At 72.7% G+C, this 25,867-nt stretch carries 25 protein-coding genes and 1 pseudogene; 16 read left to right on the top strand and 10 right to left on the bottom strand.

Going from position 1 to position 25,867, the window contains the following annotated elements; all coding sequences use genetic code 11:
* The first annotated feature begins 9 nt into the window (after positions 1 to 9).
* Positions 10 to 210, top strand: coding sequence for a DUF397 domain-containing protein (locus SACE_RS16230; RefSeq protein ID WP_009946230.1), 201 nt, complete (start codon positions 10 to 12; stop codon positions 208 to 210).
* Here the strand turns inward: SACE_RS16230 and SACE_RS16225 are convergent.
* Positions 197 to 1,714 carry a molybdopterin-dependent oxidoreductase gene (locus tag SACE_RS16225; protein ID WP_044547399.1) on the bottom strand — a complete coding sequence of 506 codons (1,518 nt, stop codon included), beginning with the start codon at positions 1,712 to 1,714 and terminating at the stop codon, positions 197 to 199. The two genes, SACE_RS16230 and SACE_RS16225, sit on opposite strands and share 14 nt — an antisense overlap.
* A 139-nt stretch (positions 1,715 to 1,853) precedes the next feature.
* On the opposite strand from SACE_RS16225, the gene SACE_RS16220 reads away from it, so the two are divergent.
* Positions 1,854 to 2,921: an NAD-dependent epimerase/dehydratase family protein gene (locus SACE_RS16220; RefSeq protein WP_009946231.1), complete on the top strand. Its 1,068-nt coding sequence runs from the start codon at positions 1,854 to 1,856 to the stop codon at positions 2,919 to 2,921.
* 81 nt (positions 2,922 to 3,002) lie between these two features.
* Here SACE_RS16220 and SACE_RS16215 read toward each other — a convergent pair whose 3' ends face one another.
* The 3 genes from SACE_RS16215 to SACE_RS16205 are packed head-to-tail and all read right to left on the bottom strand — an operon-like array spanning position 3,003 to position 6,070.
* Entirely contained in the window at positions 3,003 to 4,052 is a 1,050-nt protein-coding gene (locus SACE_RS16215) for a sensor histidine kinase (protein ID WP_009946232.1), read from the bottom strand.
* Between the two features lie 3 nt (positions 4,053 to 4,055).
* On the bottom strand, positions 4,056 to 4,760 hold the full coding sequence (locus SACE_RS16210; protein ID WP_011874006.1) for a response regulator transcription factor: 705 nt from the start codon (positions 4,758 to 4,760) through the stop codon (positions 4,056 to 4,058).
* 5 nt (positions 4,761 to 4,765) lie between these two features.
* Positions 4,766 to 6,070: a hypothetical protein gene (locus tag SACE_RS16205; protein WP_009946234.1), complete on the bottom strand. Its 1,305-nt coding sequence runs from the start codon at positions 6,068 to 6,070 to the stop codon at positions 4,766 to 4,768.
* A 142-nt stretch (positions 6,071 to 6,212) separates the two neighbouring features.
* On the opposite strand from SACE_RS16205, the gene SACE_RS16200 reads away from it, so the two are divergent.
* From SACE_RS16200 to SACE_RS16185, 4 genes are read left to right on the top strand one after another with little or no spacing between them, the layout of a single operon-like run.
* Entirely contained in the window at positions 6,213 to 6,866 is a 654-nt protein-coding gene (locus SACE_RS16200; protein WP_011874005.1) for a glycosyltransferase family 2 protein, read from the top strand.
* Complete coding sequence (locus tag SACE_RS16195; RefSeq protein ID WP_011874004.1) at positions 6,863 to 7,528, top strand: TIGR04282 family arsenosugar biosynthesis glycosyltransferase; 666 nt, start codon at positions 6,863 to 6,865, stop codon at positions 7,526 to 7,528. Before SACE_RS16200 ends, SACE_RS16195 begins: the two co-directional genes overlap by 4 nt.
* Positions 7,525 to 8,271, top strand: a complete 747-nt coding sequence (locus SACE_RS16190) for a class I SAM-dependent methyltransferase (RefSeq protein ID WP_009946236.1) — start codon at positions 7,525 to 7,527, stop codon at positions 8,269 to 8,271. Before SACE_RS16195 ends, SACE_RS16190 begins: the two co-directional genes overlap by 4 nt.
* 43 nt (positions 8,272 to 8,314) lie before the next feature.
* The gene (locus tag SACE_RS16185; RefSeq protein ID WP_009946237.1) at positions 8,315 to 8,662 is read left to right on the top strand and encodes a VOC family protein; all 348 of its coding nucleotides are present in this window, start codon (positions 8,315 to 8,317) and stop codon (positions 8,660 to 8,662) included.
* Between the two features lie 47 nt (positions 8,663 to 8,709).
* Here SACE_RS16185 and SACE_RS16180 read toward each other — a convergent pair whose 3' ends face one another.
* Positions 8,710 to 11,403 carry a sugar-binding protein gene (locus SACE_RS16180; RefSeq protein ID WP_011874002.1) on the bottom strand — a complete coding sequence of 898 codons (2,694 nt, stop codon included), beginning with the start codon at positions 11,401 to 11,403 and terminating at the stop codon, positions 8,710 to 8,712.
* A 197-nt stretch (positions 11,404 to 11,600) separates the two neighbouring features.
* Entirely contained in the window at positions 11,601 to 12,332 is a 732-nt protein-coding gene (locus SACE_RS16175; protein WP_009946239.1) for a spermidine synthase, read from the bottom strand.
* A gap of 224 nt (positions 12,333 to 12,556) precedes the next feature.
* Here SACE_RS16175 and SACE_RS16170 point away from each other — a divergent pair, with 224 nt between their 5' ends.
* The 7 genes from SACE_RS16170 to SACE_RS16140 all read left to right on the top strand — a co-directional run bounded on the left by SACE_RS16170 (position 12,557) and on the right by SACE_RS16140 (position 19,751).
* Positions 12,557 to 13,813 carry an NAD(P)/FAD-dependent oxidoreductase gene (locus SACE_RS16170; protein ID WP_009946240.1) on the top strand — a complete coding sequence of 419 codons (1,257 nt, stop codon included), beginning with the start codon at positions 12,557 to 12,559 and terminating at the stop codon, positions 13,811 to 13,813.
* 269 nt (positions 13,814 to 14,082) lie between these two features.
* Complete coding sequence (locus SACE_RS16165; RefSeq protein WP_009946241.1) at positions 14,083 to 14,499, top strand: hypothetical protein; 417 nt, start codon at positions 14,083 to 14,085, stop codon at positions 14,497 to 14,499.
* Between the two features lie 390 nt (positions 14,500 to 14,889).
* Positions 14,890 to 15,174 carry a hypothetical protein gene (locus SACE_RS16160; RefSeq protein WP_011874000.1) on the top strand — a complete coding sequence of 95 codons (285 nt, stop codon included), beginning with the start codon at positions 14,890 to 14,892 and terminating at the stop codon, positions 15,172 to 15,174.
* Complete coding sequence (locus SACE_RS16155) at positions 15,171 to 15,854, top strand: phosphatase PAP2 family protein (RefSeq protein ID WP_009946243.1); 684 nt, start codon at positions 15,171 to 15,173, stop codon at positions 15,852 to 15,854. Before SACE_RS16160 ends, SACE_RS16155 begins: the two co-directional genes overlap by 4 nt.
* The gene (recQ, locus tag SACE_RS16150; RefSeq protein WP_009946244.1) at positions 15,812 to 17,638 is read left to right on the top strand and encodes a DNA helicase RecQ; all 1,827 of its coding nucleotides are present in this window, start codon (positions 15,812 to 15,814) and stop codon (positions 17,636 to 17,638) included. Before SACE_RS16155 ends, recQ begins: the two co-directional genes overlap by 43 nt.
* 96 nt (positions 17,639 to 17,734) lie before the next feature.
* Positions 17,735 to 18,364, top strand: a complete 630-nt coding sequence (locus tag SACE_RS16145; RefSeq protein ID WP_011873999.1) for an NUDIX hydrolase — start codon at positions 17,735 to 17,737, stop codon at positions 18,362 to 18,364.
* Positions 18,365 to 18,473: 109 nt separating this feature from the next.
* A complete protein-coding gene (locus tag SACE_RS16140; protein ID WP_009946247.1) occupies positions 18,474 to 19,751 on the top strand; it encodes an aminotransferase family protein in 1,278 nt (425 codons plus the stop codon).
* A gap of 251 nt (positions 19,752 to 20,002) precedes the next feature.
* Here the strand turns inward: SACE_RS16140 and SACE_RS16135 are convergent, their stop codons facing one another.
* Complete coding sequence (locus SACE_RS16135) at positions 20,003 to 20,257, bottom strand: hypothetical protein (RefSeq protein ID WP_009946248.1); 255 nt, start codon at positions 20,255 to 20,257, stop codon at positions 20,003 to 20,005.
* Between the two features lie 496 nt (positions 20,258 to 20,753).
* On the opposite strand from SACE_RS16135, the pseudogene SACE_RS36505 reads away from it, so the two are divergent.
* Positions 20,754 to 21,429, top strand: a pseudogene (locus tag SACE_RS36505) (transposase); the annotation flags it as partial.
* Between the two features lie 158 nt (positions 21,430 to 21,587).
* Here the strand turns inward: SACE_RS36505 and SACE_RS16125 are convergent.
* Positions 21,588 to 23,411: a transketolase gene (locus SACE_RS16125; protein WP_011873997.1), complete on the bottom strand. Its 1,824-nt coding sequence runs from the start codon at positions 23,409 to 23,411 to the stop codon at positions 21,588 to 21,590.
* Between the two features lie 158 nt (positions 23,412 to 23,569).
* Here SACE_RS16125 and SACE_RS16120 point away from each other — a divergent pair, with 158 nt between their 5' ends.
* The gene (locus SACE_RS16120; protein ID WP_011873996.1) at positions 23,570 to 24,040 is read left to right on the top strand and encodes a YbhB/YbcL family Raf kinase inhibitor-like protein; all 471 of its coding nucleotides are present in this window, start codon (positions 23,570 to 23,572) and stop codon (positions 24,038 to 24,040) included.
* A gap of 41 nt (positions 24,041 to 24,081) precedes the next feature.
* Here the strand turns inward: SACE_RS16120 and SACE_RS16115 are convergent, their stop codons facing one another.
* Positions 24,082 to 24,318 carry a hypothetical protein gene (locus tag SACE_RS16115; RefSeq protein WP_009946253.1) on the bottom strand — a complete coding sequence of 79 codons (237 nt, stop codon included), beginning with the start codon at positions 24,316 to 24,318 and terminating at the stop codon, positions 24,082 to 24,084.
* Positions 24,319 to 24,472: 154 nt separating this feature from the next.
* On the opposite strand from SACE_RS16115, the gene SACE_RS16110 reads away from it, so the two are divergent.
* Positions 24,473 to 24,946: an HIT family protein gene (locus tag SACE_RS16110; RefSeq protein ID WP_009946254.1), complete on the top strand. Its 474-nt coding sequence runs from the start codon at positions 24,473 to 24,475 to the stop codon at positions 24,944 to 24,946.
* Between the two features lie 202 nt (positions 24,947 to 25,148).
* On the opposite strand, the gene SACE_RS16105 is transcribed toward SACE_RS16110, so the two are convergent.
* Positions 25,149 to 25,820: a molybdopterin-dependent oxidoreductase gene (locus SACE_RS16105; RefSeq protein WP_009946255.1), complete on the bottom strand. Its 672-nt coding sequence runs from the start codon at positions 25,818 to 25,820 to the stop codon at positions 25,149 to 25,151.
* Positions 25,821 to 25,867 lie beyond the last annotated feature (47 nt).

Below are 25,867 nucleotides of genomic sequence, written 5' to 3'. Positions count from 1 at the left end.
GTCTTGCACATGCCGGATCTGACCAACGCGGGCTGGAAGAAGAGCAGCCGGAGCACGGACCTGAACTGCGTCGAGGTGGCTTTCGCCGGGCCGGTAGTCGGCGTCCGGGACTCCAAGCGGCCCGAGGGCGGGGTGCTGGCCTTCTCCCCCGCCCGCTGGGCGGACTTCGTCCGCAGCCTGCGCCGACCGGCCGCCGTCACGCGCAGGTGAAGGTCACCGAGTGCCAGCCGGTCGCGCCGTCGGGCAGGACCGGTCGGCGCTGTTCCGGCTGGGTGTGACCGGCGCGGTCGGTGGCCCGGCACTGCACGGTGTGCTCCCCGGGACCGAGGTGGAAGGTGACGCGCCACATCCGCCAGGTGTCGCGGCTGACGTCGGTGGCCAGCTCCGCGGTCCGCCACGGACCGCCGTCGACGCGCACTTCCACGCGATCGATGCCGGTGTGCTGGGCCCACGCGATCCCGGCCGCGGTCACCGGTCCGGCGGGCAGCGAGTCGCGCCGCCTGGGCCGGTCGATGCGGGACTGGGTCTTGATCGGCCCCTGCTTGGCCCATCCTCTCTTCTCCCAGTAGTGCTGCCGGTCGAAGGTCGTGACCTCGGCGTCGACCAGCCACTTGGTCGCCGAGACGTAGCCGTAGAGACCCGGCACGACCATGCGCACCGGGAAGCCGTGCTCGGCGGGCAACGGCTCACCGTTCATGCCCACCGCGAGCAGGGCGTCGCGGTCGGGTTCGAGCAGCACGTCCAGTGGTGTGCCGGTGTCGAACCCGTCGGCGCTGGTGGTGAAGAGCTGCTGAGCGCCGGGGCGAACGCCTGCCTCCAGGAGCAGGTCGCGGACTCGGACGCCGTGGAACTCGGCGGTGGAGATGTAGGGGCCGCCGACCGGGTTGGACACGCAGGCCAGGGTGATCGACCGGGTGATGAGCGGTCGTCGCACCAGGTCGTCGAAGGTCAGCACCATTTCCCGCTCCACCATGCCGTGCAGGCGCAGCCGCCAGTCCTCGACGCGCAGTTGCGGGACGGTCAGGGCGGTGTCGATGCGGTAGAAGTCCCGGTTGGTCGTGAGGAACGTCGGCGTGCCGGACACGGCGAAGTCGGCGCCGGGCGGTGGCGCGGTGACGCCGGGAATCCGCGCGCCGACCAGTCGCCGCGAGGTGTCGGCGCCCGCGCCTCGGCCGAGCGCGGTGCCCGCCGCACCCGCGACACCGGCACCGACGACCACCGCCGCCGAGGTGGTGAGGAACCGCCGCCGATCCTCCGACGTCTCCCCGTCGACCGCCGACCTGCCGCGAGCCATCAACAGGGCGAACACGACCAGCCCGGCGATCAGCGCCATGACCGGGGCCACCAGGGCCGGGGTGGTGAAGTCCGGGCGGGCAGCCACCGCGACCGCACCGAGAACCCCGAACGCACCGATCAGAACCGACCCCGGCAGCCGGCTCCGCCGGGAGATCAGCCCGGCCACCACGGCCAGCGCCGCGATGATGACGGCCATGCCGGTCAGCAGCACGATCTTGTCGGCCGTGCCGAACGTGCGGACGGCGAACTCCTTGAGCGGGGTCGGGGCGAGGTCGATCGCGCTGTTGCCGACCGCCACCAGGGGCGAGGAGGTGGGCATGCCGGCCAGCCCGGCGACGAGGTGGCCGGCCGCGAGCGCGGAGCCCGCGCCCGCCAGCCCCGCGAAAGCGGCCCGTCCCCGAGGTGCAGGTGCAGTCATGACTCCATTCGAACGCCGATGCGGGCGCGCGACCACCGCGGAGCCGTACCCGTAAGGAACGCGTAAGAGCAATGACCATTCGGTGACGTGAGCGCCCATGCCCTGCCGTGGCGGCCGACCGGCTCCTACGGTCGGGGCCGTGCGGATTCTCGTCACCGGCGCTGCCGGATTCATCGGCTCACACGTCGCCGACGCGCTGGCCGGACGCGGCCACGACGTCGTGCTGCTCGACGCGCTGCTGCCGCAGGCCCATTCCACCGCTCCCGACATCGGCCACCACCTGGTGCACGGCGACGTGCGCGACGCCGAGCTGGTTCGCGACCTGCTCTCCGGTGTGGAGGTGGTGTGCCACCAGGCGGCGATGGTCGGCCACGGGGTGGACCCGTCGGACATGCCCGACTACGCCTCCCACAACGACCACGCGACCGCCGTCCTGCTCGCGGCGATGCACGCCACCGGCGTCGGCCGGCTCGTGCTGGCCTCGTCCATGGTCGTCTACGGCGAGGGGCGCTACCGGTGCCCGGAGCACGGCGTGGTGCGACCGTCGGCGCGCAGGCAGGACGATCTCGACGCCGGGCGCTACGACCCCCGCTGCCCGTCCTGCGGCGCGGTCCTGGACCCGGACCTGGTACCCGAGGACGCTCCGCTCGACCCGCGGAGCACCTACGCCGCGACCAAGCTCGCGCAGGAGCACCTGGCCGCCGCGTGGGCGCGGCAGACGGGTGGCGGCGTGTGGGCGCTGCGCTACCACAACGTCTACGGGCCGAGAATGCCCAGCGGGACGCCGTACGCGGGCGTGGCATCGCTGTTCCGGTCGGCTCTGCAACGCGGGGAGGCACCGCTGGTGCTGGAGGACGGCCGCCAGCGGCGCGACTTCGTCCACGTCCACGACGTGGCCGCGGCCAACGCGCTGGCCGTCGAGGCGGCGCCCCCGGCGGGCGGGCTGGAGGCGGTCAACGTCTGCTCCGGCCAGCCGCACACGATCGGCGACATGGCCGAGGAACTGTCCCGCGCCTTCGGCGGTCCCCGGCCCCGCATCGTCGGCGGGGCGAGGCCCAACGACGTGCGCCACGTGGTGGCCGATCCGGCCAAGGCGCGCCGGGTGCTGGACTTCCGGGCCGAGATCGGCTTCCGCGAGGGGATGACGGCGTTCGCGAGCGACCCGCTGCGGGCTCCCGTCACGTTGAGCGAGGCTCACACCCCGTGAGTCTTTTCGGGCGGCCGAGCGCCCCGGAAAGGGTCCTGCTCAGCAACCGCGTCTGCCGGCAACGTCGGACCTGGAGCAGTTCTAAGGGCTCCCGTGAGCGGCTTGGGCCAGCGGTAGCCGGACTTCGAACCGGCAGCCGGGACCGTGGTTGCGCGCGGTGATCGTGCCGTCGTGGGCGTGCACGAGACCCTGGGCGATGGCCAGCCCGATCCCGGCTCCGGTCTGGCCGCCCGACTGCGACCGGGACGTGGTGCCGCGGAAGGCCACGTCGAAGACGCGCTCCAGGTCCCCGGCCGGGATTCCGCCGCAGGCGTCGTCGACCCGCAGCCAGCCGTGGGCGCCGTCGTGTCCGGCGGCCAGGACCACCGCGCCGTCCGCCGGCGTGTGGCGGATGGCGTTGGAGAGCAGGTTGCGCACGACACGTGCCAGTTCGGCGTCGCTGCCGGAAACCACCGGCCAGTCGCTGTCCACGGTGCTGAGCCGGACGCCCCGGTTGCGGGCGGCCGGGTTCTCCGCCGCCACGGCCTCGCCGACCACGTCGTGCAGCGGCACCGCCGAGAAGCTGAGCTGCAACGCCCCGGCGTTGATGCGCGACAGCTCGAAGAGATCGTCGACCATTCCCGCGAGACGCTGCGCCTCCCCGTGGATGCGGCCGGCGTACTCGCACACCTCCTCGGGTCCGGCCACCACGCCGTCGGAGAGCGCCTCGGCCATGGCGCGGATGCCCGCGAGCGGGGTGCGCAGGTCGTGGCTGATCCACGCGACCAGTTCGCGGCGCGACGCCTCGGCCGCGCGTTCCCGCGCGCGGGCCTCGCGCTCCCAGACGCTTCGGCGAGCGATGCTGCGCCCCAGCAGCACCGCCAGCGGCACGGTCACCACGGCCACCGCCGTGCACACCACCACGACGGTGGTCATCATCGGACCGAACATGAAGCCGGTGACGCCCAGGACGCCGGTCAGCGTGGCCGCCAGCGGCACCAGGACCAGCACGGTCAGCGCGGTGGTCAGCGACCGCCCCCGCAGCACGTAGAGCACGGCCGCACCGACCAGGGCGACCGGCAGGGACAGGCCGATCGCGTAGGGGACGACGTGGGTCAGCTCGGTGAGCATGCCCGGCATGTCGACGTCCATCCCTCACCTCACCGGGTCGTAGCGGTAGCCGACGCCCCACACGGTGTTGATGCGCACCGGGCGCGCGGGGTCGGGTTCGACCTTCTCCCGCAGTCGTCTCATGTGGACGGTCACGGTGGAGTGGTCGCCGAAGCTCCAGCCCCACACCTGCTCCAGCAGCTCGGCGCGGGAGAACGCGCGACCGGGATGGCGCAGCAGGAAGACCAGCAGGTCGAACTCCCTGCCGGTCAGCGCCAGCTCGCCGCCGTCGAGCGTGCCGCGCCTGGCGTCGAGGTCCAGCCGCAGCGCGCCGTCGGTGAGGACCTCGCCCTCGGCCGGCTGGGAGGTCCGCGCCCGCCGCAGGATGGAGGCGACCCGCAGCACCAGCTCGCGCGGGCTGAACGGCTTGACCACGTAGTCGTCGGCCCCCTGTTCCAGGCCCACCACGCGGTCGGACTCCTCGCCCAGCGCGGTGAGCATCACCACCGGCACCTCGCCGCGCTCCCGCAGCCGCCGGCAGACCTCAAGCCCGCCGACGCCGGGCAGCATCAGGTCGAGCACGACCAGGTCCGGCTTGCGCTCGGCGTGCAACCGCAGGGCGGTCTCGCCGTCACCGGCCAGCTCCACCGCGTAACCGGCCCGTTGCAGGTAGCGCCGCACGACGTCGCGCACCGAGGTGTCGTCGTCGACGACGAGCACCCGCGCCGCCGCCTCCGCGTCCATGACCATCGACCTCACCAGTTCGTCACCACCAGGTGGTTGACCGCGAGCGCGGTCACCGCCTGCACCGCCAGCCAGCCCCGGCGGTGGGCGCGCGGGAGCAGCGCGGCCCCGGCGCAGAACCACACCGCGAACGGCAGCCAGATCCGCTCCACCTCGGCCTTGCTCAGCCCGGAGATGTCGGCGGCCAGCACCGCGACGGCCGCGGCGGCGACCGGCACCGCCACCGCCGTGCGCGTGACCGCCGCCCGCCGTGCGATCACGGCGGCCACCGGCCCCGCCGACAGCAGCAGGGCGCCCACGTTGCCCCACACCCAGTAGCTGTAGGGGCGCAGTGCGAATTCTCCCTGGTGGTAGCGCTCGACCACCAGGTGGTAGCCGTCGAGCCACCAGAACCCCGCGGCGGCGAAGGCCAGCACCACGGTCACCGCGCCCGCGGCGCCCAGCAGCAGCGGCCGGACCCGCCTGGTCAGCAGCGCCACGCCGACGACGAACGGCGCCATGAGGACGAGCCCGTAGTTGAGGAAGATCCCCCAGCTCAGCAGCACGCCACCGGCCACGGCAGCGGCGTCGGCCCGCAGGCCCCGGCCCGTGGCGCCCAGGGTGAACAGCGCGACGCCGGTCGCGACCACCCCCATGAACACGCCGTCCGCCGAGACGCCCACCCACACCGCGCCGGGGAACAGCACCAGGAACGGCAGCGCCGCCCGCGCGGCGTCGGCACCGGCCAGCGCGCGGACGGCCACCGCCACCGCGACCGCGGCCAGCGAGCCCACCAGCAGCGACAGCGCGGCGGCCCACGCCCCGCCGCCGAGGCCGATGCGGTCCAGCCACACGTAGGTCAGCAGGGCGCCGGGCGGGTGGCCGGAGACGTGCACGGTCCACGAGCCGGGCTGGAAGGCCAGGATGTGGTCGGTGAAGCCGCTGAGCATCGCCGGGATGTCGGTCACGCGCGGCACGTCGTGCAGGTACTCCGGCTCGTGGGTCAGGCGGAGGGCGATGCCGTCGTGCCAGCCCTCCACCAGAGCCAGGAAGAACGTCCAGCACAGCGATGCCGCGTAGCCCGCCGCGAGCAGGAGCGGCCAGCTCAGGCGTTCGGCGAGTGACGGGCCGAACGCGACGACCGCGACCGCCGTCACCACCGCGGGCAACGTCCCGGGGCCGAAGTGCGGTGAGACGAACCCGAAGATCGGGGCGCTGTCGGCGAAGAGCGGAACACCCGCGCGGTTGAGCTGATCGCCTGTCACGGCGGCGGCGGCGATGACGCAGAGCGCGGCGGCGAACGCGACGAGGTCGCCGCGGAGTCGTGGGGATGGCACTCGCGCGAACCTAGTCCCGCCGCCCGGGCGTGCCAACGCCGCGCGGGCATCCGTCAGAACTTCGTAAGACTTCCCGCGACGTCATGATTTCTTAAGCACCGCAGCGCTTTCCAGGCTTTCCACAGTGGGCGACACTCCGGCCATGAATGCAATCGACGTGGTGCTCCCGTGCCTCGACGAAGCCGCCGCGCTGCCCTCCGTGCTCGCCGCGATGCCCGCCGGGTACCGACCGATCGTGGTCGACAACGGCTCCGACGACGGATCGCCGGAGGTCGCCGCCGCGCACGGCGCGGTGGTGGTGGCCGAGCCCCGGCGCGGCTACGGCGCCGCCGTGCACCGCGGGCTGGAGGCCGCCGGATCCGAAGTGGTGTGCGTGCTCGACGCCGACGGGTCGCTGGATCCCGCGGTGCTGCCGGAGTTCGTCGAGCGGTTGCGCGACGGCCAGGCCGACCTTGTCGCGGGACGGCGCGTGCCCACCTCGGCCTCGGCGTGGCCGTGGCACGCGCGAGCGGGCAACGCCGTGATCGCGGGACTGCTGCGGCGGCGCGGCCTGCCGGTCCACGACATCGCCCCGATCCGGGTGGCCCGGCGAGCCGACCTGCTCGCGCTCGGCGTCGCCGACCGCGGCTTCGGCTACCCGCTGGAGTTGCTGCTCAGGGCCGCCGAAGCGGGATGGCGGGTCGCCGAGGTGCCGGTCGACTACCGCCCCCGGGCCACGGGCACGACCTCCAAGGTCTCCGGCTCGGTCCTCGGGACCGTACGAGCCGTCCGCGACATGGCGGGAGTGCTGCGATGACGCCGACCGCACTGCTCGTGGTCGCCAAGGCGCCGGTCCCCGGCCTGGCCAAGACCCGGCTCACCCCGGACCTCAGCGCGGAGCAGGCGGCCGGCGTCGCCGCGGCGAGCCTGCTCGACACCGTGGAGGCGGTCGCCGCCACGCGCGGTGTCCAGCCCGTGATCGCCATGACCGGTGACCTCGACGCGGCGGTGCGGGCCGACGAACTGCGCGCGGCGCTGGACGGGTGGACCGTGCTGCCGCAGCGGGGAACCGGCTTCGGGGAGCGGCTGGCCGCGGCCCACGCCGACACCGCCGCCGCCCACCCCGGTTCGCCCGTGCTCCAGATCGGGATGGACACGCCGCAGGTGAGCCCGGAGCTGCTGAGCCATGCGTGCGGACTGCTGTCCACTGCGGACTCCGTGCTCGGCATGGCAGAGGACGGCGGGTGGTGGGCCGCGGGGTTCCGCGATCCGGGGTTCGCGGCGCTGCTCGGGGGAATCCCGACATCCCGGGACGACACCGGGTCGCGGACGCTCGCGGCGATGCGTTCGGCGGGACTCGATCCAGCGGAGCTACCCTCGCTGTCCGATGTGGACACATTGGTCGATCTGGTCGCGGTCGCCGGACTGGTGCCGGGTTCCCGCTTCGCGGCGTCGGTGCCGGCCGGGGCGGGGCGATGAGCCGGGCGTTCGAGGCCGCTTTCGGTGCCGCTTCCGATGCCGCCGGCTGCACGCTGCTCACCAGCGACGGCGCCGTGCGCCCGCTGACCGCGCGCCGGTGGTCGGCTCCGGCCGGAGCGGCCGACCACGTGCCGCTGAACGAGTGCCGGGGTCCGGTCATCGACATCGGTTGCGGCCCCGGCCGGCTGGTGGCCGCGCTGGCGGCACGCGGCGTCCTCGCGCTCGGCGTCGACGTCTCCCCCGTCGCGGTGCGGCTCACCCGCGACCGCGGTGGCCTCGCGCTGTGCCGGGACGTGTACGACAGGTTGCCGGGGCAGGGCAGGTGGCGCGAGGCGCTGCTGATCGACGGCAACATCGGCATCGGCGGTGATCCGGCACGGCTGCTGCGCCGGGTCCGGGAGCTGCTGCGGCCGGACGGCCGCGCCTGGGTGGAGGTCGAACCGCCCGGCACCGGCCCTTGGCGGGGAACCGCGCGCCTGGTCACACCGACCCGGCGAAGCCGGGCGTTCGGCTGGGCGATCGTCGGCACCGACACCATCGGCACGCTCGCGGAGTCGGCCGGTTTGGCTCTGCACCGGCTCGTCGACCACGACGGTAGGTGGTTCGCCGCGCTGGAGCCGGAGCAGTCGAGGCATTCCCGGCGCGAGCACGTGTCAGCTCCCGGTCCCGTTGCGAAAAGCCGCCCACGCCGTCCGCCACCGCACAACGCGCCTATGGTGAAAGCTGCGCCAGACGTGCTGTAGTACTCCTGGAAAGCCTTGGAGACACGTTCACCTGGAGTCCGCGATGGCCGTTCGCCGCGTCATGCCCGTCATCTCGTCAGAGGCCGCGGAGGAAAGCCGCGAGTTCTACGGCCTGCTGGGCTTCGAGGAGGTCATGAACCACGGCTGGATCGTGACCATGGCCTCCCCGTCCACGCCCGCTGCCCAGGTCAGCTTCATGACCAGCGACAAGACCGCGCCGGTCAACCCCGACATGAGCGTCGAGGTCGACGACGTGGACGCGGCCTACGCGGCGGTGCGGGACAGCGGCGCGGAGATCGTCCACCCCCTGCAGGACGAGGAGTGGGGCGTGCGGCGGTTCTTCGTGCGCGACCCCAACGGCCGGGTGGTCAACGTGCTCAGCCACCGCTGACCTCCCGGGCCGCGGGGAGGCCGCTGATCGTCGATCTGCATCAGGGGTCAGCGGACGTCGGCAGCGGATGCGGCGGTGGCCCCGTCGGGCGTCGTGAATCCGGCCAGCACCCGGGAACCCGAGCCGTGCGGCACCGCCAGCACGACCTGGCGCTCACCTGGTTCCACCGGTACGACCTGGTCGGCCACGACCACGCCGGCCGGGTCCAGGACGAAGACGTGGACCGTGCCGGGGGTGTTCACCGTCAGCTTCGCGTGGACCTCGCCGTGTGCCGTCCGGGCGTCCACGAGCCGCGCCGCGAAGTCGCCGGCCGGGCGAGCACCGCCGGGCGCGGTACCCAGCCGGACGGACTGCGCGAGCGATCCCGGGGAGGCGACCGAGGCCAGGGCGTCGAGCGGCAGCCGGGGCTCCGGTGCCGGCACCGGTTCGCCACCCGGCAGGCCCTCCAGCACCACCCGTCCCCAGCGGTACGGGTCGCCCTGCACCCCGCCCCAGGCCGACCAGCCGATGCGGGTCTGGCCGGTCAGGTCGTCGGTGTCGGAGTCGTAGACGAGCAGGTCCAGGCCCATCCGCGCCGGGTCGGCCGAACCGGGCAGCGCCGACAGCGGGATGGCCGCCTCGACGGTGTAGCCGCCGTCTCGCTCCACCGACGCGATGCGCACGCCCGGCGCCGTCTCCGCTCCCGGTCCCTGGTGGTTGTCGGCGTCGCGGAAGTGGCAGGGCGGGCCTGCTTCGGTGCGGGGAAGCACCGCGAGCTTGAAGGTGCTGGAGGTGTTCTCCGAGCCGCCCTTCGGGTCGATGGCGATCTCCACCGCGTCGGTGCGCCAGTGGCGTTTGCAGTCCCGCGCCGCGAGCGCGCGGCCGCGCACGTCGTCCACGACGTCGACCAGCACGTGCAGCACGTCGCCGTGCCGGGCGAGCTTCGCGGTGGCCGAGCAGTCATCGCGCGAGGCGCACTCGTCGCCCTCCCAGCGAGCGGACAGCTCCAGCGCCGGGCCGGGGTACTCCTCGGCACCGGCCCGGCCGTCGACCGCCGGTGGCGCCGTCGTGGCGGGAACCGCGGCGGCGGGGACGACTTCCAGCGCCGGCTCGCTCCGCGCGGCCGGCCCGCCGTCGGGCTGTGCGGTCAGCGCGTACGGGTGGTCACCGCCCCGCATGCCTGTCGGCGCGTGCGGGTCGGTGCTGCGCACGTCGAAGGCGACGCTCTCGGTGGCGCCGGGCGCGAGGGCGTCGAACCACCGCTCGGGATCGCCGACCGCGAATCCCTCCGGCGGTTCGACGCGCACGACGCCCGACTGCGGGGAGCGGGCGTGGTTGCGGATCACGACGGGGACCTCGCGCGCGCCACCCGCGGGGATCGTCCAGACCGGTGCCAGCGCGTCGCGCAGGGCGGGCAGGCCCTGTTCGACGGTCCACCGCTGGAAGTCGGCGACGGCGGGCAGCGGCGACTGCTCGGCGACGACGGGCGGGACGACGTCGAGCCGCAGCTCAGCGGTCCCCTGCTCGCCGCCGGAGAGCACCCGCACCGGAAGCGCCACCCGTCCGGCGCGCTGGTCCACCGGGACGGTGACGGTGAACTCGACACCCGCGCTCGCACCCGGCGGCAACGCCGCGAACGACCCGTCGCCTTCGACCTGCCATCCCGGCGGAAGCTCCAGCGTGACGGTGCCGCCGGGCAGAGCGCGCTCGCCTGCCGAGAGCCCGACCCGGACGCCGAACCGCTCCCCGGCGATGACGTGCGGGCGCTCGGCCGTGGCCGAAACCGCCGTGCCGAGCGGAAGCCCGCCCGGCGCGGGCAGTAGCGCGCCTACCAGCGGCGCCTCCGGCCCGCGCGCGCCGGGCACGTGCGGGGCGCGGTTGGCGAGCTCGGTGAGGTGGTCGCAGCCGATCTCGGCCGGGTCCTCCGGCACGTTCGGGCGCGACGCCCACCCCTGGGTCGCGTACTCGCGCTCGGACAGCCTTTCCCGCTGCTCCCAGGTGATGCCGCCGGGAGCGCGGCGGCCACCCCAGACGAAGTACTCCGGCCCCGGCGAGCCCGCCTGGGCGGTCCGGCTCTCGCAGTCGGGCCCGCGCAGCTCCTCGTCCGCGCCGGCCGCGTTTGAGAGGACCCTGCGCACCGACCACGGCCCCAGGCCCTCGCGGTCGATCTGCTCGGGGAAGGCGGCCGGATCGGCGGCCAGCCGGTAGGCCTCCAGCGCCAGCCGCGCCGCGTACTGGTGGTTGCCGTGGTTTCCGGGTGCGGGCGCCGGATCCATCGTGACCACGACCCCCGGCCGGGTCTGGCGCACCACCCGCACCAGCTTGCCGAGCACGTCGTCATGGCCCCACGCCCGCGCGGTCAGCGGCGCGCTCACGGTGTAGTACAGGTCGGGCTCGTCGAGGTTGTAGACGTCGGTGACGCCCGCACCGGCCACCGCGCGCCGCTCCTCGGCCTCCCGCAGCAGTCCCAGCGCGGGCCCTTCCTCCGGACCGACCGCGTTGCCGCCGCCCTCGCCGCGCGTGATGGTCACGACGCCGCTGCGGACGCCGTGCTCGTGCCCCCAGAGCCCGAAGGTCGACAGCAGCGACGCCTCGTCGTCGGGGTGCGCACCGACGAACAGCACGCCGAGGTCCGCCTCGGCGGCGGGGCCGCTCGCGCGGGTGGCGGCCGCGGGAGCAGGACCCGCCGCGTGCGCGGGACCTCCGGCGGCCACGGCCGTCGTCGCCAGCAGGAGCACAGTACCGAAGCCAGCCGCACGCACCACACCACTCCCCGCCTGTGAAGATCACCGCTGCGGCGAGCATGGCACGGCCCCGCCGCACCCGCGCCCGAAGCCTGCGGTCCGGGGCGCATTCCCACCCCGTGGGAGCACGCTCAGCGCCTGTCTCCGATCTTCGAAGCGGCGCAGCCGCTCGGCCCACCCTCGCAACAGGAACCGCCGCGCAAGGCGAGTGGCACTCAGACGTGCTTGCGGGCGATGTACAGGTGGTAGGTCGTGGCGCGCTCGCCGAACACGACCGGGATGGCGACCTGCTGGCTGTCGGCGAAGACCGCGCCCAGCATCGACTCCAGCTCGGCCGACGGGCCGGCCGACCAGATCGCCAGACAACCGTCGGCGACCAGTTTCTCCCGGCACAGCTCCAGGAACTCGCGGCGGTACAGCCCTGCGTTGTCGTCGTGGACCAGGAAGCCCGGCCCGTTGTCGACGTCGAGCAGCAGCACGTCGACCGAGGTCGGGTCCAGCCGCGCGAGGACTTCGCGGACGTCCCCCACCGTCACCTCGACCCGCTTGTCGCCGAAGGCGCCGGCGGTGTCGGGGACCAGTCCCTCCTGGTGCCACCGCACGACAGCGGGCTCGATCTCCACGACGTGCGCCGCGGTGACGCGGCGGTCGGCGAGGACCTCCTGGAGGGTGAAGCCGAGGCCCAGTCCGCCGATCAGCACCCGCACCGGTGCACCGGGGGCGCGACCGGCCAGGCTGGCGGTCAGCGCCGTGGTCGCGAGCAGGCGTTCGCTGGACGTGTGCACCGTGTCCATCACGAAAACGCCGTTGACCCGCAGCTCCAGCGCACCGTCGTCGCCACGGCGCAGCAGCACCACCTCGCCGCGCTCGGAGGTCGCGGTCGCGACGCGGCTGTGCGCGGCGGCGTTCACGTCGGCGGCCGCCTCGGGGGCCCGGAACATCTCCATGCGGTCACGTTACACAGTTCCCCGCCCAGATGTTACTGGCCGGTAGGGTGACCTGGGACACAGATCGAGTCGGGCTCGGCGTGATACGACGGCTTCGACGCGCGACGCCCGTTTTCGAACCCACGATCGACCAGGGTGTCCCAAGTGGACAGCGCCGATGCCCTTTTCCGAGCCGGAAAAGCGCTCGGCCAGCGGTTTCGCACGCGTGCGCTTACCGTGGCCGGATGGGCGAGCTCGACGCGGACGGCGATTCCTCGCCGGCATCGAAGCACTACGACGTGATCGTGGTCGGAGCGCGGTGCGCCGGAGCACCGCTGGCGATGCTGCTCGCCCGCGCGGGACATTCGGTACTGCTGCTGGACCGGGCCCGCTTCCCCAGCGACACCATGTCGACGCACTGGATCCTGCGCCCCGGCATCGAACTGCTGTCGAAGTGGGGTCTGCTGCCCGACCTGATGGCCACGGGCTGCCCTCCGATCCGGCGGATCTCGCTGTGCTTCGGCTCCACCACGTTCTCCGGGGAGCCGACCACGCCGCGCGGTACCGCCACCACGTTCGCGCCCCGCCGCACGGTCCTCGACGCGTTGCTCACCCGCGCCGCACGTACTGCGGGCGCCGAGCTGCGGGAAGGCTTCGCCGTGCGCGACGTGCTGCGGGAGGACGGCCGCGTGCGCGGCGTGGTCGGCCAGAGCCGCGACGGACGTGCCGTCGTGGTGCGTTCCCGCCTGGTGATCGGCGCCGACGGCCGCAACTCCACCGTGGCCCGCGCCGTGCGCGCCCCGCTCGTCGAGGACCGCGGCGCGCTGGCGGCGATCTCCTACGACTACTGGTCGGACGTGCCGGTGCAAGGCGTGCAAGCCCACTTCCACCACCGCGCGGCGGTGTCGCTGTGGCCCACGCACGACGAGCGGACGGTCGTGTCGCTGAGCTTCCCCCGACCGGATTTCGCGGCGCACCGCGGTGAAGCGGAGCGCTACTACCTGCGCGCGCTCCGCGGCGTGCCCGAAGTCGCCGAACGCATCGGGACCGGGAGCCGCGAAGGCCGGTTCCACACCGCGGCGAGCCTGCGCAACTTCACCCGGCGTTCGCACGGGCCGGGATGGGCGCTGGCCGGGGACGCGGCGCACCACAAGGACCCGATCACCGCGTGGGGCATCTCCGAGGCGTTCACCGACGCCCAGGCGCTGGCCGCGGCCGTGCACGCCGGGCTGACCGGGCTGACCCCGATGGAGCGGGCGCTGGCCCGCTACGAGGACCGCCGCAACGCCGCCCGCGCGGCGCTGCTGGACTTCACCTGCGAACAGGCGTGCCCGGCCTCGTTCGGAGGCGCCGTGGCGCGGCTGGTGCCCGCCATCGGGACCACCCAGGACGTCGCCGACGAGCTGGCGGGTGTCATCGCGGGCAGCACGCGCGTCGAGGACTTCCTGCACCCGGCCAACATCGTGCGGATCATGGACCGCGGCACCGCGGTCCGGCGCTGAGGACGGCGTCGCGGGCGCGCGCTCGCAAGGCGCCGCCGCACGAGCCCGGCCGGTGCCGGAATGGCGGGTAATTGCGGCGACAGCGCACGCCGCGGGCGTTCGGGTCAGGTGGGCGTCAACCCGTTTCCGGGATGCCGTACAAATAGCACCCGAGGGAAGTCATTTCTCAACGCCACATCCTCGCGGAGTTGAGTTCTTGACATCCCGATCGGGTGAATTCCAGCCACGCCTGGTGCCCACTTCGAGTTGGAGACTCGTCTAGGAGAACTGTGCAGGTCAGGTACTACCGCAAACGGCCTCTCACGGTGGAGGCCGTCCGGATCTCGACATGGAACGTGGTCGATGTCGCGGCGTGGTGTTCGGGCGAAGTGGCCTATGTCCAGGGCCACTGCGCCGTGCGCTACGTCAACGTCAACGGCGTTCAGCACAATTTCGTCGGAGATTGGATGCTGCGGGGCGTCGGAGGTGAGTTCTACCGGGTCAAGCACGTCAACTTCCACGACCTTTACGTGGAGGAGCCGACACCCGGCTACCTGCTGCGCGGCCCCGAGGCGCACCCGTCGCCCGACGCGGGGATCGTGCTCCCGAGCAGCGACTCCCGCTGCGGCGCGACGCCGGTCACGCCCCCGCTGAACCAACCGCCGCGCCGGTGGCGCGAACGAGCCGATCTGCTCGCCGCGTCCTGATCGGCTGCGTCCGGCACCGACAGCGGAAACGTTCCGCATCTGTTCGAAAGCGCCGGTGCGCGCCACTGGTCGGCGAAAGGGGTCGCGGAACGCATAGTCGAGCACTGATATCAGCGACCGTTTCTCCCAAAGGCCGGACCTTCGCATTGCGGACGCGGCGGACGCCCCCGGGGACAATTGCGGACGAATGGCGTTCCGCTTCCGCCCGCCGACCCGGATTCGACGAGAACCGCGGGAACGGTCCGCTGCCATCCGCCGCGGACCGTTCCCCGGAACGGAAATCGCCTCGGGCCTGGTAGGCCGTTCGCACGTCCACGCAGTGGTGTGCCGACGACCTCGCGCAGGACTACAGTTCTTCCAGCGGCGGAACCCGGCCGTTGGAGGCACGCCATGGCGACATCCCGATCTCCGGACCGGCGGCGCGGGTCGCGTGTGGTCGTCACGGCGGGACGCGGACCGGACGCGCTGCACGTGCACGCGACCGTCGAGCTCGACGTGACGACTCTGCCGGGGGACCTCGTACGCGCCGGGCTGCGCCTGCTGTTCGGTTCGCTCGCACGCGCGCGGCCTTCCGACGTCCCACCGCGGCGACCGCCGACGATCCGGGTCCGCTCCGAGCGCGCCGACGTGGGGCGGCACCGGCGACGCCCCGGTGCGGACGAGCGGCGGTCATGAGGCGGCGCCCTTCGCCGCGTCGCGCGTTCGGCGACGTCGACCGGCGGCTGCTGCGCTACTGCGTCGCGGTTCCGGCCTCGCCGCGCGCGAACCGGGCGCTGGACGCACTCGGTGCCGCGGCCGACGACGGCCTGCTGTGGACGGCGCTGTCGTGCGCCATGGCCACGCACGCGGGCACGTGGCGGCGCGCGGCCGTGCGGGCGATGCTCTCGGTGGCGACGACGAGCCTGGCGATCCACGTCTGCGTGAAGCCGGTTCGCCACCGGCGCCGCCCGAGGTCGGTCCTGGCGCGCGGCATCCGCAGGTCCGCATCCACGCCGCGCTCGTCCTCGTTCCCGTCCGGTCACGCCGCCTCCGCCGCGGCGGTGGTCACCGCGATGGCGATGGAACGCACCGGCCTGGGGCTCGCGGTCGCGCCGCTGGCGGCAGCGGTGGCCTACTCGCGCCTGCACACCGGGGTGCACTGGCCAAGCGACGTGCTCGGCGGCATCGTGCTCGGAGTGGCGGGGGCGCTGGCCATCCGCTGCCTGTGGGCACCGAAGCCGGCCACGGCTCCCGCCTGCGTGCGCCCCCGCCGACCCACGCGCCGGTCGCACCGGCACGCGTGGCTGTCGTGCGCCACCCGTACGATCGCCGCGTGGCATCGCCGGACACCGCCCACGGGACACGCGACGCGCTGAGCGTCCTGCACCGCGTCTTCGGCTACGAGTCGTTCCGCGGTGAGCAGCAGCGGATCATCGACCACCTCGTCGAAGGCGGCGACGCGCTGGTGCTCATGCCCACCGGCGGCGGCAAGTCGCTGTGCTACCAGATCCCGGCGCTCGTGCGGGAAGGCACCGGCGTGGTCATCTCGCCGCTCATCGCGCTCATGCAGGACCAGGTCGACGCGCTGCGGGTCCTGGGCGTGCGCGCCGGGTTCCTCAACTCCACGCAGGACCCCGAGCAGCGCCGCGAGGTCGAGACCGCCCTGCTCGCGGGCGAGCTGGACCTGCTCTACCTCGCCCCGGAACGGCTGCGCCTGGAATCGACGGCGCGGCTGCTCGACCGGGCCGCCATCTCGCTGTTCGCCATCGACGAGGCGCACTGCGTCTCCCAGTGGGGCCACGACTTCCGCCCCGACTACCTCGCCCTGTCCGAACTGCACGAGCGCTGGCCGGACGTGCCGCGCATCGCGCTGACCGCGACCGCGACCAAGGCCACCCACGCCGAGATCTCCACCCGGCTGAACCTGGAGCAGGCCCGCCACTTCGTGGCCAGCTTCGACCGCCCCAACATCCAGTACCGCATCGTGGCCAAGCGCGAGCCCAGGAAGCAGCTGCTGGAGCTGCTGCGCGGCGAGCACGCCGGCGAGTCGGGCATCGTCTACTGCCTGTCGCGGGCGTCGGTGGAGAAGACCGCGCAGTTCCTGGTCGACAACGGCATCGAGGCGCTGCCCTACCACGCCGGGCTGGACGCGGCGACGCGCGCGGCCAACCAGGCGCGCTTCCTGCGCGAGGACGGGCTTGTCGTGGTGGCCACCATCGCCTTCGGCATGGGCATCGACAAGCCCGACGTGCGCTTCGTGGCCCACCTCGACCTGCCGAAGTCGGTGGAGGGCTACTACCAGGAGACCGGCCGCGCCGGACGGGACGGGCTGCCCTCCACGGCCTGGCTGGCCTACGGGCTGCAGGACGTCGTGCAGCAGCGCAAGATGATCGACACCTCCGAGGGCGACAGCGCCCACAAGCGGCGGCTGGCCACCCACCTCGACGCGATGCTGGCGCTCTGCGAGACCGTGCAGTGCCGCCGGGTCCAGCTGCTGGCCTACTTCGGGCAGAGCGGCGAGCCCTGCGGCAACTGCGACACCTGCCTGTCCCCGCCGCAGTCCTGGGACGGCACCATCCCGGCGCAGAAGCTGCTGTCGGCGGTGTACCGGCTGCTCAACGAGCGGCGGCAGAAGTTCGGCGCGGGGCAGGTCATCGACATCCTGCTCGGCAAGGAGACCGAGAAGATCCGCCAGCACCGCCACGACCAGCTCAGCGTCTTCGGCATCGGCACCGAGCTCTCCGACGGCGAGTGGCGGGGCGTGGTGCGCCAGCTGCTGGCGCAGGGCCTGCTGGCGGTGGAGGGCGACTACGGCACGCTGGTGCTGACCGAGGCCAGCGGCGACGTGCTCGGCAGGCGGCGGGAGGTCATGCTGCGCCGCGAGCCCGAACGCCCGGCCAAGGCGGCCAAGCCGGCCAAGCGCGCCGCGGTGGAGATGCCCGCCGAGGCGGCGCCGGTGTTCGAGCAGCTGCGTGCCTGGCGGGCGGCCACCGCCAAGGAGCAGGGCGTTCCCGCCTACGTCATCTTCCACGACGCCACACTGCGCCAGATCGCGACCACCGCGCCCACGACGCTGGCCGAGCTCGGCACCGTCAGCGGGGTCGGCGAGAGCAAGCTGGCCAAGTACGGACAGCAGATCCTCGACGCGCTCGCCGGCTGAGTTCAGTCCGAAGTGGACTCATCAGGTCGCCGGTGTTGACACCGGCTTAGACTCCTGTGACGTCTTCGCGGTGGCCGCGACGGGAGGAACCGCTCCATGGCAGAGGAACCACGGCCCGGGCCGGCGCGGGTGCTCGCACGGGAGGAGATCGCGGACCGACTGCGGCGGTTCCCGGCCGAACCCCTGCCCGCCCGGGGCCTGCGGGCCGCCGCGGTCGCCCTCGCCCTGGTCGACCACGGCGACGGACCGGGCATCTGGCTGACCGAGCGGGCGGCGACGCTGCGCACCCACGCCGGCCAGTTCGCCCTGCCGGGCGGGCGGATCGACCCCGGCGAGGACGCCGAGCAGGCGGCGCTGCGGGAACTGCACGAGGAGCTCGGCGTGCGGATGGGGCCGGAGGCGGTGCTGGGGCGGCTCGACGACTACGCGACCCGCTCCGGCTACGTCATCACCCCGGTGGTGCTCTGGATCGGCGCGGTGGACCGCCTGGAACCGAACCCGGCCGAGGTGGCCAGGGTGCACCGGATCGGCCTGCCCGAGCTGGACGTGGCACCGCGCTTCATCAGCATCCCCGAGTCCGACCGGCCGGTCATCCAGCTGCCGCTGCTGGGCGTGCTGGTGCACGCGCCGACCGCGGCGGTGGTGCACCAGTTCACCGAGGTCGTCCTGCGCGGACGGCACACCAGGGTGGCCGACCTGGAACAGCCGGTCTTCGCCTGGCGCTGACGGGGGTGGACGGTTTGTAGACCGCCGGCGCAGCGGCGCACCACTTCGTCCAGTAGCGGGCGTCACGTCCGGAGGGCAGGCTGGCCGGTGAGAGAGCAGGAGGTCAAGCATGTCGGCATCGGCCAGTCCGGACACGACCAGCACCCGGCTGTGGCACCCGTTCGCGAACATGGCGGACGTGAAGAACCAGGCCTTCCTGGTGGACCGCGCCGAGGGGGTGTGGGTCTACGACCAGGACGGGCGGCAGTACCTGGACGCCACCGCGAGCCTCTGGTACGTCAACATCGGACACGGCAGGCGCGAGATCGCCGACGCCGTCGCCGCCCAGATGAGCAGGCTCGACGCGTTCAACGTCTTCAACGACTACACCAACCGGCCCGCCGAGGAGCTGGCCGCCCGCCTGGCCGCGCTGGCGCCGATGGACGACGCGCGGGTGTTCTTCACCTCCGGCGGCGCCGACTCCATCGAGACCGCCGCGAAGCTGGCCCGGTTGTACTGGGTCAACCGCGGGCAGCCGCAGCGCACCCACCTGCTCAGCCGCGGGCAGGCCTACCACGGCACCCACGGCGTGGGCACGAGCATCGCGGGCATCCAGGCCAACCGGGACGGCTTCGGCGAGATGATCGCCGACACCACGCGGGTCTCCAACGAGGACCCCGAGGACCTGCGGGACGCGATCGAGCGGCTCGGCGCCGACCGGGTCGCCGCCTTCTTCGCCGAACCGGTGATCGGCGCGGGCGGGCTCATCCCGCCCAAGCCGGGATACCTGGAGGCGGTCGCCAAGATCTGCCGCGAGTACGACGTGCTGTTCGTGGCCGACGAGGTCATCTGCGGTTTCGGCCGCCTCGGGCACTGGTTCGGCTCGCAGCGCTTCGACCTGCGCCCGGACCTGATCACCTTCGCCAAGGGCGTCACCAGCGGCTACCTCCCACTCGGCGGGGTCATCGCGGCGGGCTCGGTCGCCGAGCCGTTCTGGACCGACGGCGGCAGGCCGTTCCGGCACGGCCCCACCTACTCCGGGCACCCGACGGTGGCCGCCGCGGCGCTGGCGAACCTCGACATCCTGGAACGGGAGGACCTGCTGGGCCGCTCCCGCGAGCTTGAGCAACCGCTGTTCGACGTGCTGCGGTCGCTCACCGACCACCCCGCCGTCAGCGAGGCCCGCGGCGGTGTGGGCCTGCTGGGCGCGGTGGAGCTCGACGCCGCACTGCTGGCCGAGGAACCCGGGCTGGTTCTGCGCGCGCACCAGGCGATCCGCGCCGCCGGTGTCATCACCCGCCCGCTGGGCAGCGCACTGGCGGTCTCCCCGCCGCTGACGATCACGACGGAGCAGGTCGACCTCATCGGCCAGGGCATCCGCGCCGGGCTGGACGCGACGCTGTCCTGAACGGGGTGCGGGGAACCGCAGGGCGGTTCCCCGCTTCCGGTGAACGGCGCTACCCCTGGTCAGGCAGCCGCAACCACGCATCCGGCGGCCCGGGGACGGTTCCCGGCACTGGTACGCGGGGTCACCGACACCCGCTGCTCCACAGTGGACCAGCGGTCCCTACGCGACCCACGCTCGCGTGCGCGGACTTGCCGAACGCGGAGTGCAGAACCCTCATGGCCCTGACCAGCGGACGTTGATCGACGGGAGCATCACTCCTCCTCGGTGATCTTCTCGGCCAGTTCCACCGCCAGCCGCCGGACGCCCTCGGGCAGCTCTCCCCTGCCCGCCGAGAGCGCCAGCTCGTCCAGGAGCCCGACGAACGCGTAACGGGCATAGGGCACGATCGGCGCCCGCCCGACCGCGCTCTCGGCCTGCCCCTGCGAAGCCTGCCTGCGCGCGACCTGCGCGGCCCGGGCCAGCAGGTCCCGGTCCGACCGGCGCCGCCGATCGCGCGACGCGGTCATCACCCGCGCAGTTCCGTCATGGCAGGCACCACCCTCCCCTGCCTCAAAGCTGACACCGGAGGCGCCTCCGTGCGACTCGAAAGGGACGGGCACGGCAGTGTCCGGCGGCTTGGCCTGGCGGGGTGCTTTCGGGGTGGGGGCGCGTGGGGTTTCGGGGAAGCGGCTTGGGCTGGCGGGGTGCCTTCAGAGCGGGGCGCGTGGGGCTTCGGGGAAGTCACCCTGGCCTTGCGGCTTGCGGTGGGTGGGTGGTTTCTGGGGCGCTCGCCGCCCCCAGACAGTGATGATGGTTGGGCCCCGCACCGGTGCGTCCTGACCCACCCCCAGAGTGACCGTGGTGTCTTCCTCGGGATTTGTCGGTCGTGCCGGTGCGGGGTCCGCACTCACCGGTCTGGGCGGTTGTGACCTCATAGGAGCCTGGCCAGAGGCCCCATCACTGTCTTGTCCGCGTGCCCGGCCGGTGCGTGCCGCCCGTGCTGGTTGCTCCGAAAGGACGGCGATGTCCACTGTCGCACAGGAAGTTACCGAGGTCACCGGTGGTGTGGACACCCATCGCGACACCCATACCGCTGCCGCGCTCGATGGCGCGGGCAGGCTGCTGGGATGCGCGGAGTTTCCCGCGACCGAGCCCGGATATGCCGCGCTGCTGCGATGGCTGCGCGAGTGGGGGCAGCTGGTGCTGGTCGGGGTGGAGGGCACCGGCACCTACGGGGCGGGCCTGACCCGGTACCTGGCCACCGAGGAGGTCGCGTCTGGCCGAACGCCACCAGCAGCTCTCAGCCGAGATCACCGAGCTGGACGCACTGATCGAACCGCTCGTGCGCGCCATCAACCCCGCCCTGCTCACCCTGCCCGGCATCGGACCCGACGTCGCCGGGCAGATCCTGGTCACCGCCGGCGAGAACACCGACCGACTCGTCTCCGAAGCCGCCTTCGCCGCGCTCTGCGGCGTCGCGCCCCTGCCCGCCAGCTCCGGACGCACCCACCGACACCGCCTCAACCGCGGCGGCGACCGCCAAGCCAACGCCGCGCTCTACCGCGTCGCCCTCTGCCGCCTGCGCTGGGACCCCCGCACCCACGCCTACCAGCAACGACGCACCACCGAAGGACGCACCAAAAAAGAAATCATCCGCTGCCTCAAACGCTACATCGCCCGCGAGATCTACCACGTCCTCCACCACCCTGGACATCCACAGGAGCATCCCCCGGCAGATCTCCGGGATGAGGATTTTTCGGGGGATGCTGCGGTCGGGTGGGAGCCGCGAAATGCCCGGAGACCGGCCTACCGATCTCCGGGCTGCGTCCAGTTGCGTCCGGGCGCCCGCCCGCCGAGTCAGGCGCCCTGTAGAACCTGGCGGGCGGCCTTGGCGATCGCCTCGGCGTCGATGCCCGCCTGCTGCAGCAGCTCCGCGGGCTTGCCGGAGCCGGGCAGGGCGTGGACGGCGAGCTTGCGCACCGGCACCAGGCTGTCGGTCGCCGCGAGGACGTCGAGCACCGCGTCGCCCAGGCCGCCTTCCGGCCAGTGGTCCTCGACGGTGACGATGCCGCCGGTCTGCGCCGCCGCTTCGCGCAGGGTCACCGAGTCCACCGGCTTGACCGAGTACAGGTCGATCACCCTTGCCTGCACGCCTTCCTCTGCGAGCAGGTCTGCCGCGCGCAGCGACTCGTGCAACGTGACCCCGGCGCCGACCAGGGTGATGTCACCGCCGTCGCGGACGACCTTGGAGCCGCCGATCTCGAACGACTCCTCCGGCGGGTAGATGACCGGCGTCGCGCCCCGGCTCGTGCGCAGGTAGCTGATGCCGTCCGCATCGGCCATCTGCGGCAGCAGCCGCGCGGTCTGGTTGCCGTCGCACGGGTACAGCACGATGCTGCCGTGCACCGCGCGCATGGACGCCAGATCCTCCAGCGCCATCTGCGACGGCCCGTCCTCACCGATGGCGACACCGGCGTGCGAGCCCATCAGGCACATGTTGGCCCTGCTCACCGCCGCCATCCGCACGAAGTCGTAGGCACGCGACAGGAAGGCCGCGAACGTGGAGGCGAAAGGCCGCCAGTTGCGGGCCTGCATGCCGACGGCGGCCGCGATCATCTGCTGCTCGGCGATGTACATCTCGAAGTACCGCTCCGGGTGCGCGTCGCGGAACAACGCCGAGAATGTCGAGTTCGACACCTCACCGTCGAGCGCGACGACATCCGGACGCCGGTTGCCCAGCGCGCGCAGACCTTCGCCGTAGGCCTTGCGGGTCGCGATCTCGGTGCCGAGGTCGTAGTGCGGCAGTTCGCCACCCGGCGCGCTGAACTCGTGCGCCGCGCCTTCCACGGTCGGCTTCGCGACCTCCACGGTCAGGTCGCGGACTCCACCCAGCTCCTCGATCGCCTGGTCGGGATCGTCCAGTGGCTTGCCGTGCTTGTCGGGCAAGTCCTCCACCGCGCCGACGCCCTTGCCCTTCTTCGTCCGGGCGAGGATGACCGTCGGCCCGTCCGACGGGGTGGTCGCCTGGTCGTAGGCGGCCTCGATCTGCTCCAGGTCGTGACCGTCGATCTCGATCGTGCGCCATCCGCACGCCTTCGCCTTGGCCGCGTAGTAGTCCAGGTCCCAGCCGTGCATGGTCTCGCCGGTCTGGCCGAGCCGGTTGACGTCGACGATCGCGACCAGGTTGTCCAGCCCGGAGTAGGCCGCGTGTTCGAAGGCCTCCCAGATCGAGCCCTCGGCCATCTCGCTGTCGCCGCACAGCACCCACACCCGGTACGGCAGCTGGTCGAGCCGCTTGCCGGTGAGGGCGAGGCCGACGCCCACGGGCAGGCCCTGCCCGAGCGACCCGGTCGCCACGTCGACCCACGGCAGGATCGGCGTCGGGTGGCCTTCGAGCCGGCTGCCGAACTTGCGGAAGGTGAGCAGTTCGGTGTCGTCGATCGCGCCGGCTGCCTTGAAGCACGAGTACAGCAACGGCGAGGCGTGTCCCTTGGAGAACACCAGGTGGTCGTTGCCGGGTTCGTGCGGCCGGCTGAAATCCAGCCGCAGGCGACCATCGAGCAGCACCGCCATCAGGTCCGCGGCGGACATCGACGACGTCGGATGTCCCGAACCGGCGGCGGCGCTGGCCCGCACCGAGTCGACCCGGAGCTGCTGTGCCAGTTCTCGTCTGAACATCATCCGTTCCACACCCCCGTGGTTCCCGCCAGGAAGGGCGCCGAAACCCGGGGTGCACCCGCGCAGTTCCGGAAAAGTGTTCGACCTGGGCACGGGCGGTTGCACGGCAACCGCTGCGGGCATCCTGGTGCGGGGCCGGGCCGGAGGAGGGGAGTCGCACGATGACCGGGCAGCCGCGGGGCGGGATCCGTATGCGCAGCAACGACTTCGACGATCACCGGACACTGCCGCGGTGGTGCGGCAAGGACGAAGGGAACCGGCCGCCGGCGCTGGAATGGGACGGTGTGCCCGAAGGCACCGCCGAACTGGCGCTGATCTGCGAGGACCCGGACGCTCCCGGCGGGAACTTTTTGCACTGGCTGGTGTCGGCCATCCCGCCGTCGACCCGGGGTCTGGGTGGCGGCGCGGAACTTCCCCCCGATGCGGTCGAACACCGCAACGACTTCGGCCGCCGCGGCTGGGACGGGCCCCGTCCGCCCGCGGGTGACCAGCCGCACCGGTACTTCTTCCGGCTCTACGCGGTCTCCCGCCCCCTCCGGCTGACCGCCGAGTCCACTTCGGATGACCTGCGCGACGCCCTGCACGGGGCCGAACTCGCGCACGGCGATCTCGTCGGGCTCTACCAGCGGTGACCGCCCGATGCGGCTACCGGGCGCGCAGGTGCGCGTGAACGCTACGCGCGGCGCGCTCCGGAGATGGCCCCGAGCGTGAGGCCCTCCATCGCAGAGAGGCCGAGCATGTCCAGCCATTCCGAGAGTTCCTCGGCGCTGGTGGCGTGCTGGGCGAGCGTGCGCGCGGCTCGCTCGCGCTTGTCCGCCGGGCTCAGGGCGTCCTCCGGCGGGAACGCGATGTCATGAGGTCGGGCGATTTCGTGTGGTGCGCAAATGTGTTCCATCACGTGCTCGCTCATCTCGCCTGTGGTTGAGGTGCAGGTCAGCACATACCCGGCACTCGTGGCGGGGAAACGTCGCGGGAGAACCAGGACCTGCGCGCGGGCGCGCGTAGTGGTTGGCTTTCGATCGACAGGCCCGCAACGCCCCCGGACGCACCTTGGGAGGTCGCTCGTGTCCGAACCGCTCGTTCGTCAGGAGGACTGCCTGGCCTGCGACCTCACCTCCGGGGTGGCGCCGCTGCCCGGCGGCCGGGTGCACCAGACCCTGTTCTGGGTCGTCGAACACTGCGTCGGCCCGCTCGGCGTGGGCACGTTGCTGGTCAAGCCGTTCCGGCACGTGGTGAGCATGGGTCTGCTCACCGACCGGGAGAGCGCCGAGCTCGGACCGCTGCTGCAACGGGTTTCCGCCGCCGTCTCCCGGATCGTCCGCGCGGAGCAGGTCTACGTGTGCCAGTGGTCGCACTCCGGCGGTGTGCCGGGACACCTGCACTTCGTCGTCCAGCCGGTGACCAGCAAGCAGATGCGGCGGTTCAACGCCTACGGCCCCGCCCTGCAGGTCGCGATGTTCAAGGACGGCCCGACCCCGGACCCGAACGAGGTCAAGGACATCTGCGACCGGTACCGGCTGCTGCTGGACGCCCCCTGAGGGCGTGGCGGCCGTCCCGATCCGGCTAGGCGATCATCCCGGTCTCGGCTTGGCGATCATCCCGATCCTGGCTTGGGTTTTTCGTAGTCGCGAGGATTGATTTCGGTTAACACTGAAACAATTAATGTTGCAGAAGCATTGAGGCGCGCAGGTACGCCGTTCGTCCTGTTCGGACTGGAAATCCGCGCTGAGCCGGCCGGTCTCAGTCCTCCCCCGCCCGGTCATACGCGGCGCGGACACCTGGAGCCGCACGCCGCCAGATGCGGCGCCACACCCACCCGGGCAGCAGCGTGCTCCGCTCCTCGCGCGCCACCCGTCCGCGCCGGTGCGCCGCCCAGCGGGCCGAGCCGGGGTCGTACCTCGTGCGGTACTCGACCGCGCAGAGGTGCCGGACGCTCTTGTAGCCGTAGTGCGCCGGAGCCACGAGCCGCAGGGGTGCGCCGTGGTCCGCCGCCAGCGGCTCGCCGCCGAGCCGGTCTGCGAGCTGGACGTCACCGGCGAGCGCGTCGGACAACGCCATGCACGAGCGGTAGCCGTCGAGGCCGGTGAACACGACCCACGCGCAGGACGGATGCGGCCGCACTCGTCCGGCCAGCAGTTCATGCACGTCCCGGAACAGCACGCCCGACCAGCGCAGGCCGGTTGCGCTCCAGGTGGTGACGCAGTGCAGGTCGCTCACCTGGTCCACCCGCCTGGCAGACGAGAACAGCTCGGACACGTCGATCTGCACCGGCCGGCGCACCGTTCCGCCGACCACCAGCACCGGACGTTCCGGCACCACGGGCCTGATCCGGGCGTAGTGCGGCAGACCGAACCGGCGCATCGGCCCCTCGGACTGCCCCGGCGGCAATCCGGAACCGCGCGTGCTCACCATCCGGCCATATTAGCGACAGTCCTCCAGAAACAAGTGTCGTGAACTCG

The sequence above is a fragment of the Saccharopolyspora erythraea NRRL 2338 genome (genome assembly GCF_000062885.1).
In the GTDB taxonomy this organism is placed as follows: Bacteria; Actinomycetota; Actinomycetes; order Mycobacteriales; family Pseudonocardiaceae; genus Saccharopolyspora_D; species Saccharopolyspora_D erythraea.
Note: the sequence above shows the minus strand (reverse complement) of the source record. Positions and strands in the feature narration are given on the sequence as shown.

Coding starts and splice junctions, on each gene's coding strand:
- SACE_RS16230 (WP_009946230.1), top strand. CDS start 10: ATGCCGGATCTGACCAACGCGGGCTGGAAGAAGAGCAGCCGGAGCACG.
- SACE_RS16225 (WP_044547399.1), bottom strand. CDS start 1,714: ATGACTGCACCTGCACCTCGGGGACGGGCCGCTTTCGCGGGGCTGGCG.
- SACE_RS16215 (WP_009946232.1), bottom strand. CDS start 4,052: ATGGACGTCGACATGCCGGGCATGCTCACCGAGCTGACCCACGTCGTC.
- SACE_RS16210 (WP_011874006.1), bottom strand. CDS start 4,760: ATGGTCATGGACGCGGAGGCGGCGGCGCGGGTGCTCGTCGTCGACGAC.
- SACE_RS16200 (WP_011874005.1), top strand. CDS start 6,213: ATGAATGCAATCGACGTGGTGCTCCCGTGCCTCGACGAAGCCGCCGCG.
- SACE_RS16195 (WP_011874004.1), top strand. CDS start 6,863: ATGACGCCGACCGCACTGCTCGTGGTCGCCAAGGCGCCGGTCCCCGGC.
- SACE_RS16190 (WP_009946236.1), top strand. CDS start 7,525: ATGAGCCGGGCGTTCGAGGCCGCTTTCGGTGCCGCTTCCGATGCCGCC.
- SACE_RS16185 (WP_009946237.1), top strand. CDS start 8,315: ATGGCCGTTCGCCGCGTCATGCCCGTCATCTCGTCAGAGGCCGCGGAG.
- SACE_RS16175 (WP_009946239.1), bottom strand. CDS start 12,332: ATGGAGATGTTCCGGGCCCCCGAGGCGGCCGCCGACGTGAACGCCGCC.
- SACE_RS16170 (WP_009946240.1), top strand. CDS start 12,557: ATGGGCGAGCTCGACGCGGACGGCGATTCCTCGCCGGCATCGAAGCAC.
- SACE_RS16160 (WP_011874000.1), top strand. CDS start 14,890: ATGGCGACATCCCGATCTCCGGACCGGCGGCGCGGGTCGCGTGTGGTC.
- SACE_RS16155 (WP_009946243.1), top strand. CDS start 15,171: ATGAGGCGGCGCCCTTCGCCGCGTCGCGCGTTCGGCGACGTCGACCGG.
- SACE_RS16145 (WP_011873999.1), top strand. CDS start 17,735: ATGGCAGAGGAACCACGGCCCGGGCCGGCGCGGGTGCTCGCACGGGAG.
- SACE_RS16140 (WP_009946247.1), top strand. CDS start 18,474: ATGTCGGCATCGGCCAGTCCGGACACGACCAGCACCCGGCTGTGGCAC.
- SACE_RS16135 (WP_009946248.1), bottom strand. CDS start 20,257: ATGACCGCGTCGCGCGATCGGCGGCGCCGGTCGGACCGGGACCTGCTG.
- SACE_RS16125 (WP_011873997.1), bottom strand. CDS start 23,411: ATGATGTTCAGACGAGAACTGGCACAGCAGCTCCGGGTCGACTCGGTG.
- SACE_RS16120 (WP_011873996.1), top strand. CDS start 23,570: ATGACCGGGCAGCCGCGGGGCGGGATCCGTATGCGCAGCAACGACTTC.
- SACE_RS16115 (WP_009946253.1), bottom strand. CDS start 24,318: ATGAGCGAGCACGTGATGGAACACATTTGCGCACCACACGAAATCGCC.
- SACE_RS16105 (WP_009946255.1), bottom strand. CDS start 25,820: ATGGTGAGCACGCGCGGTTCCGGATTGCCGCCGGGGCAGTCCGAGGGG.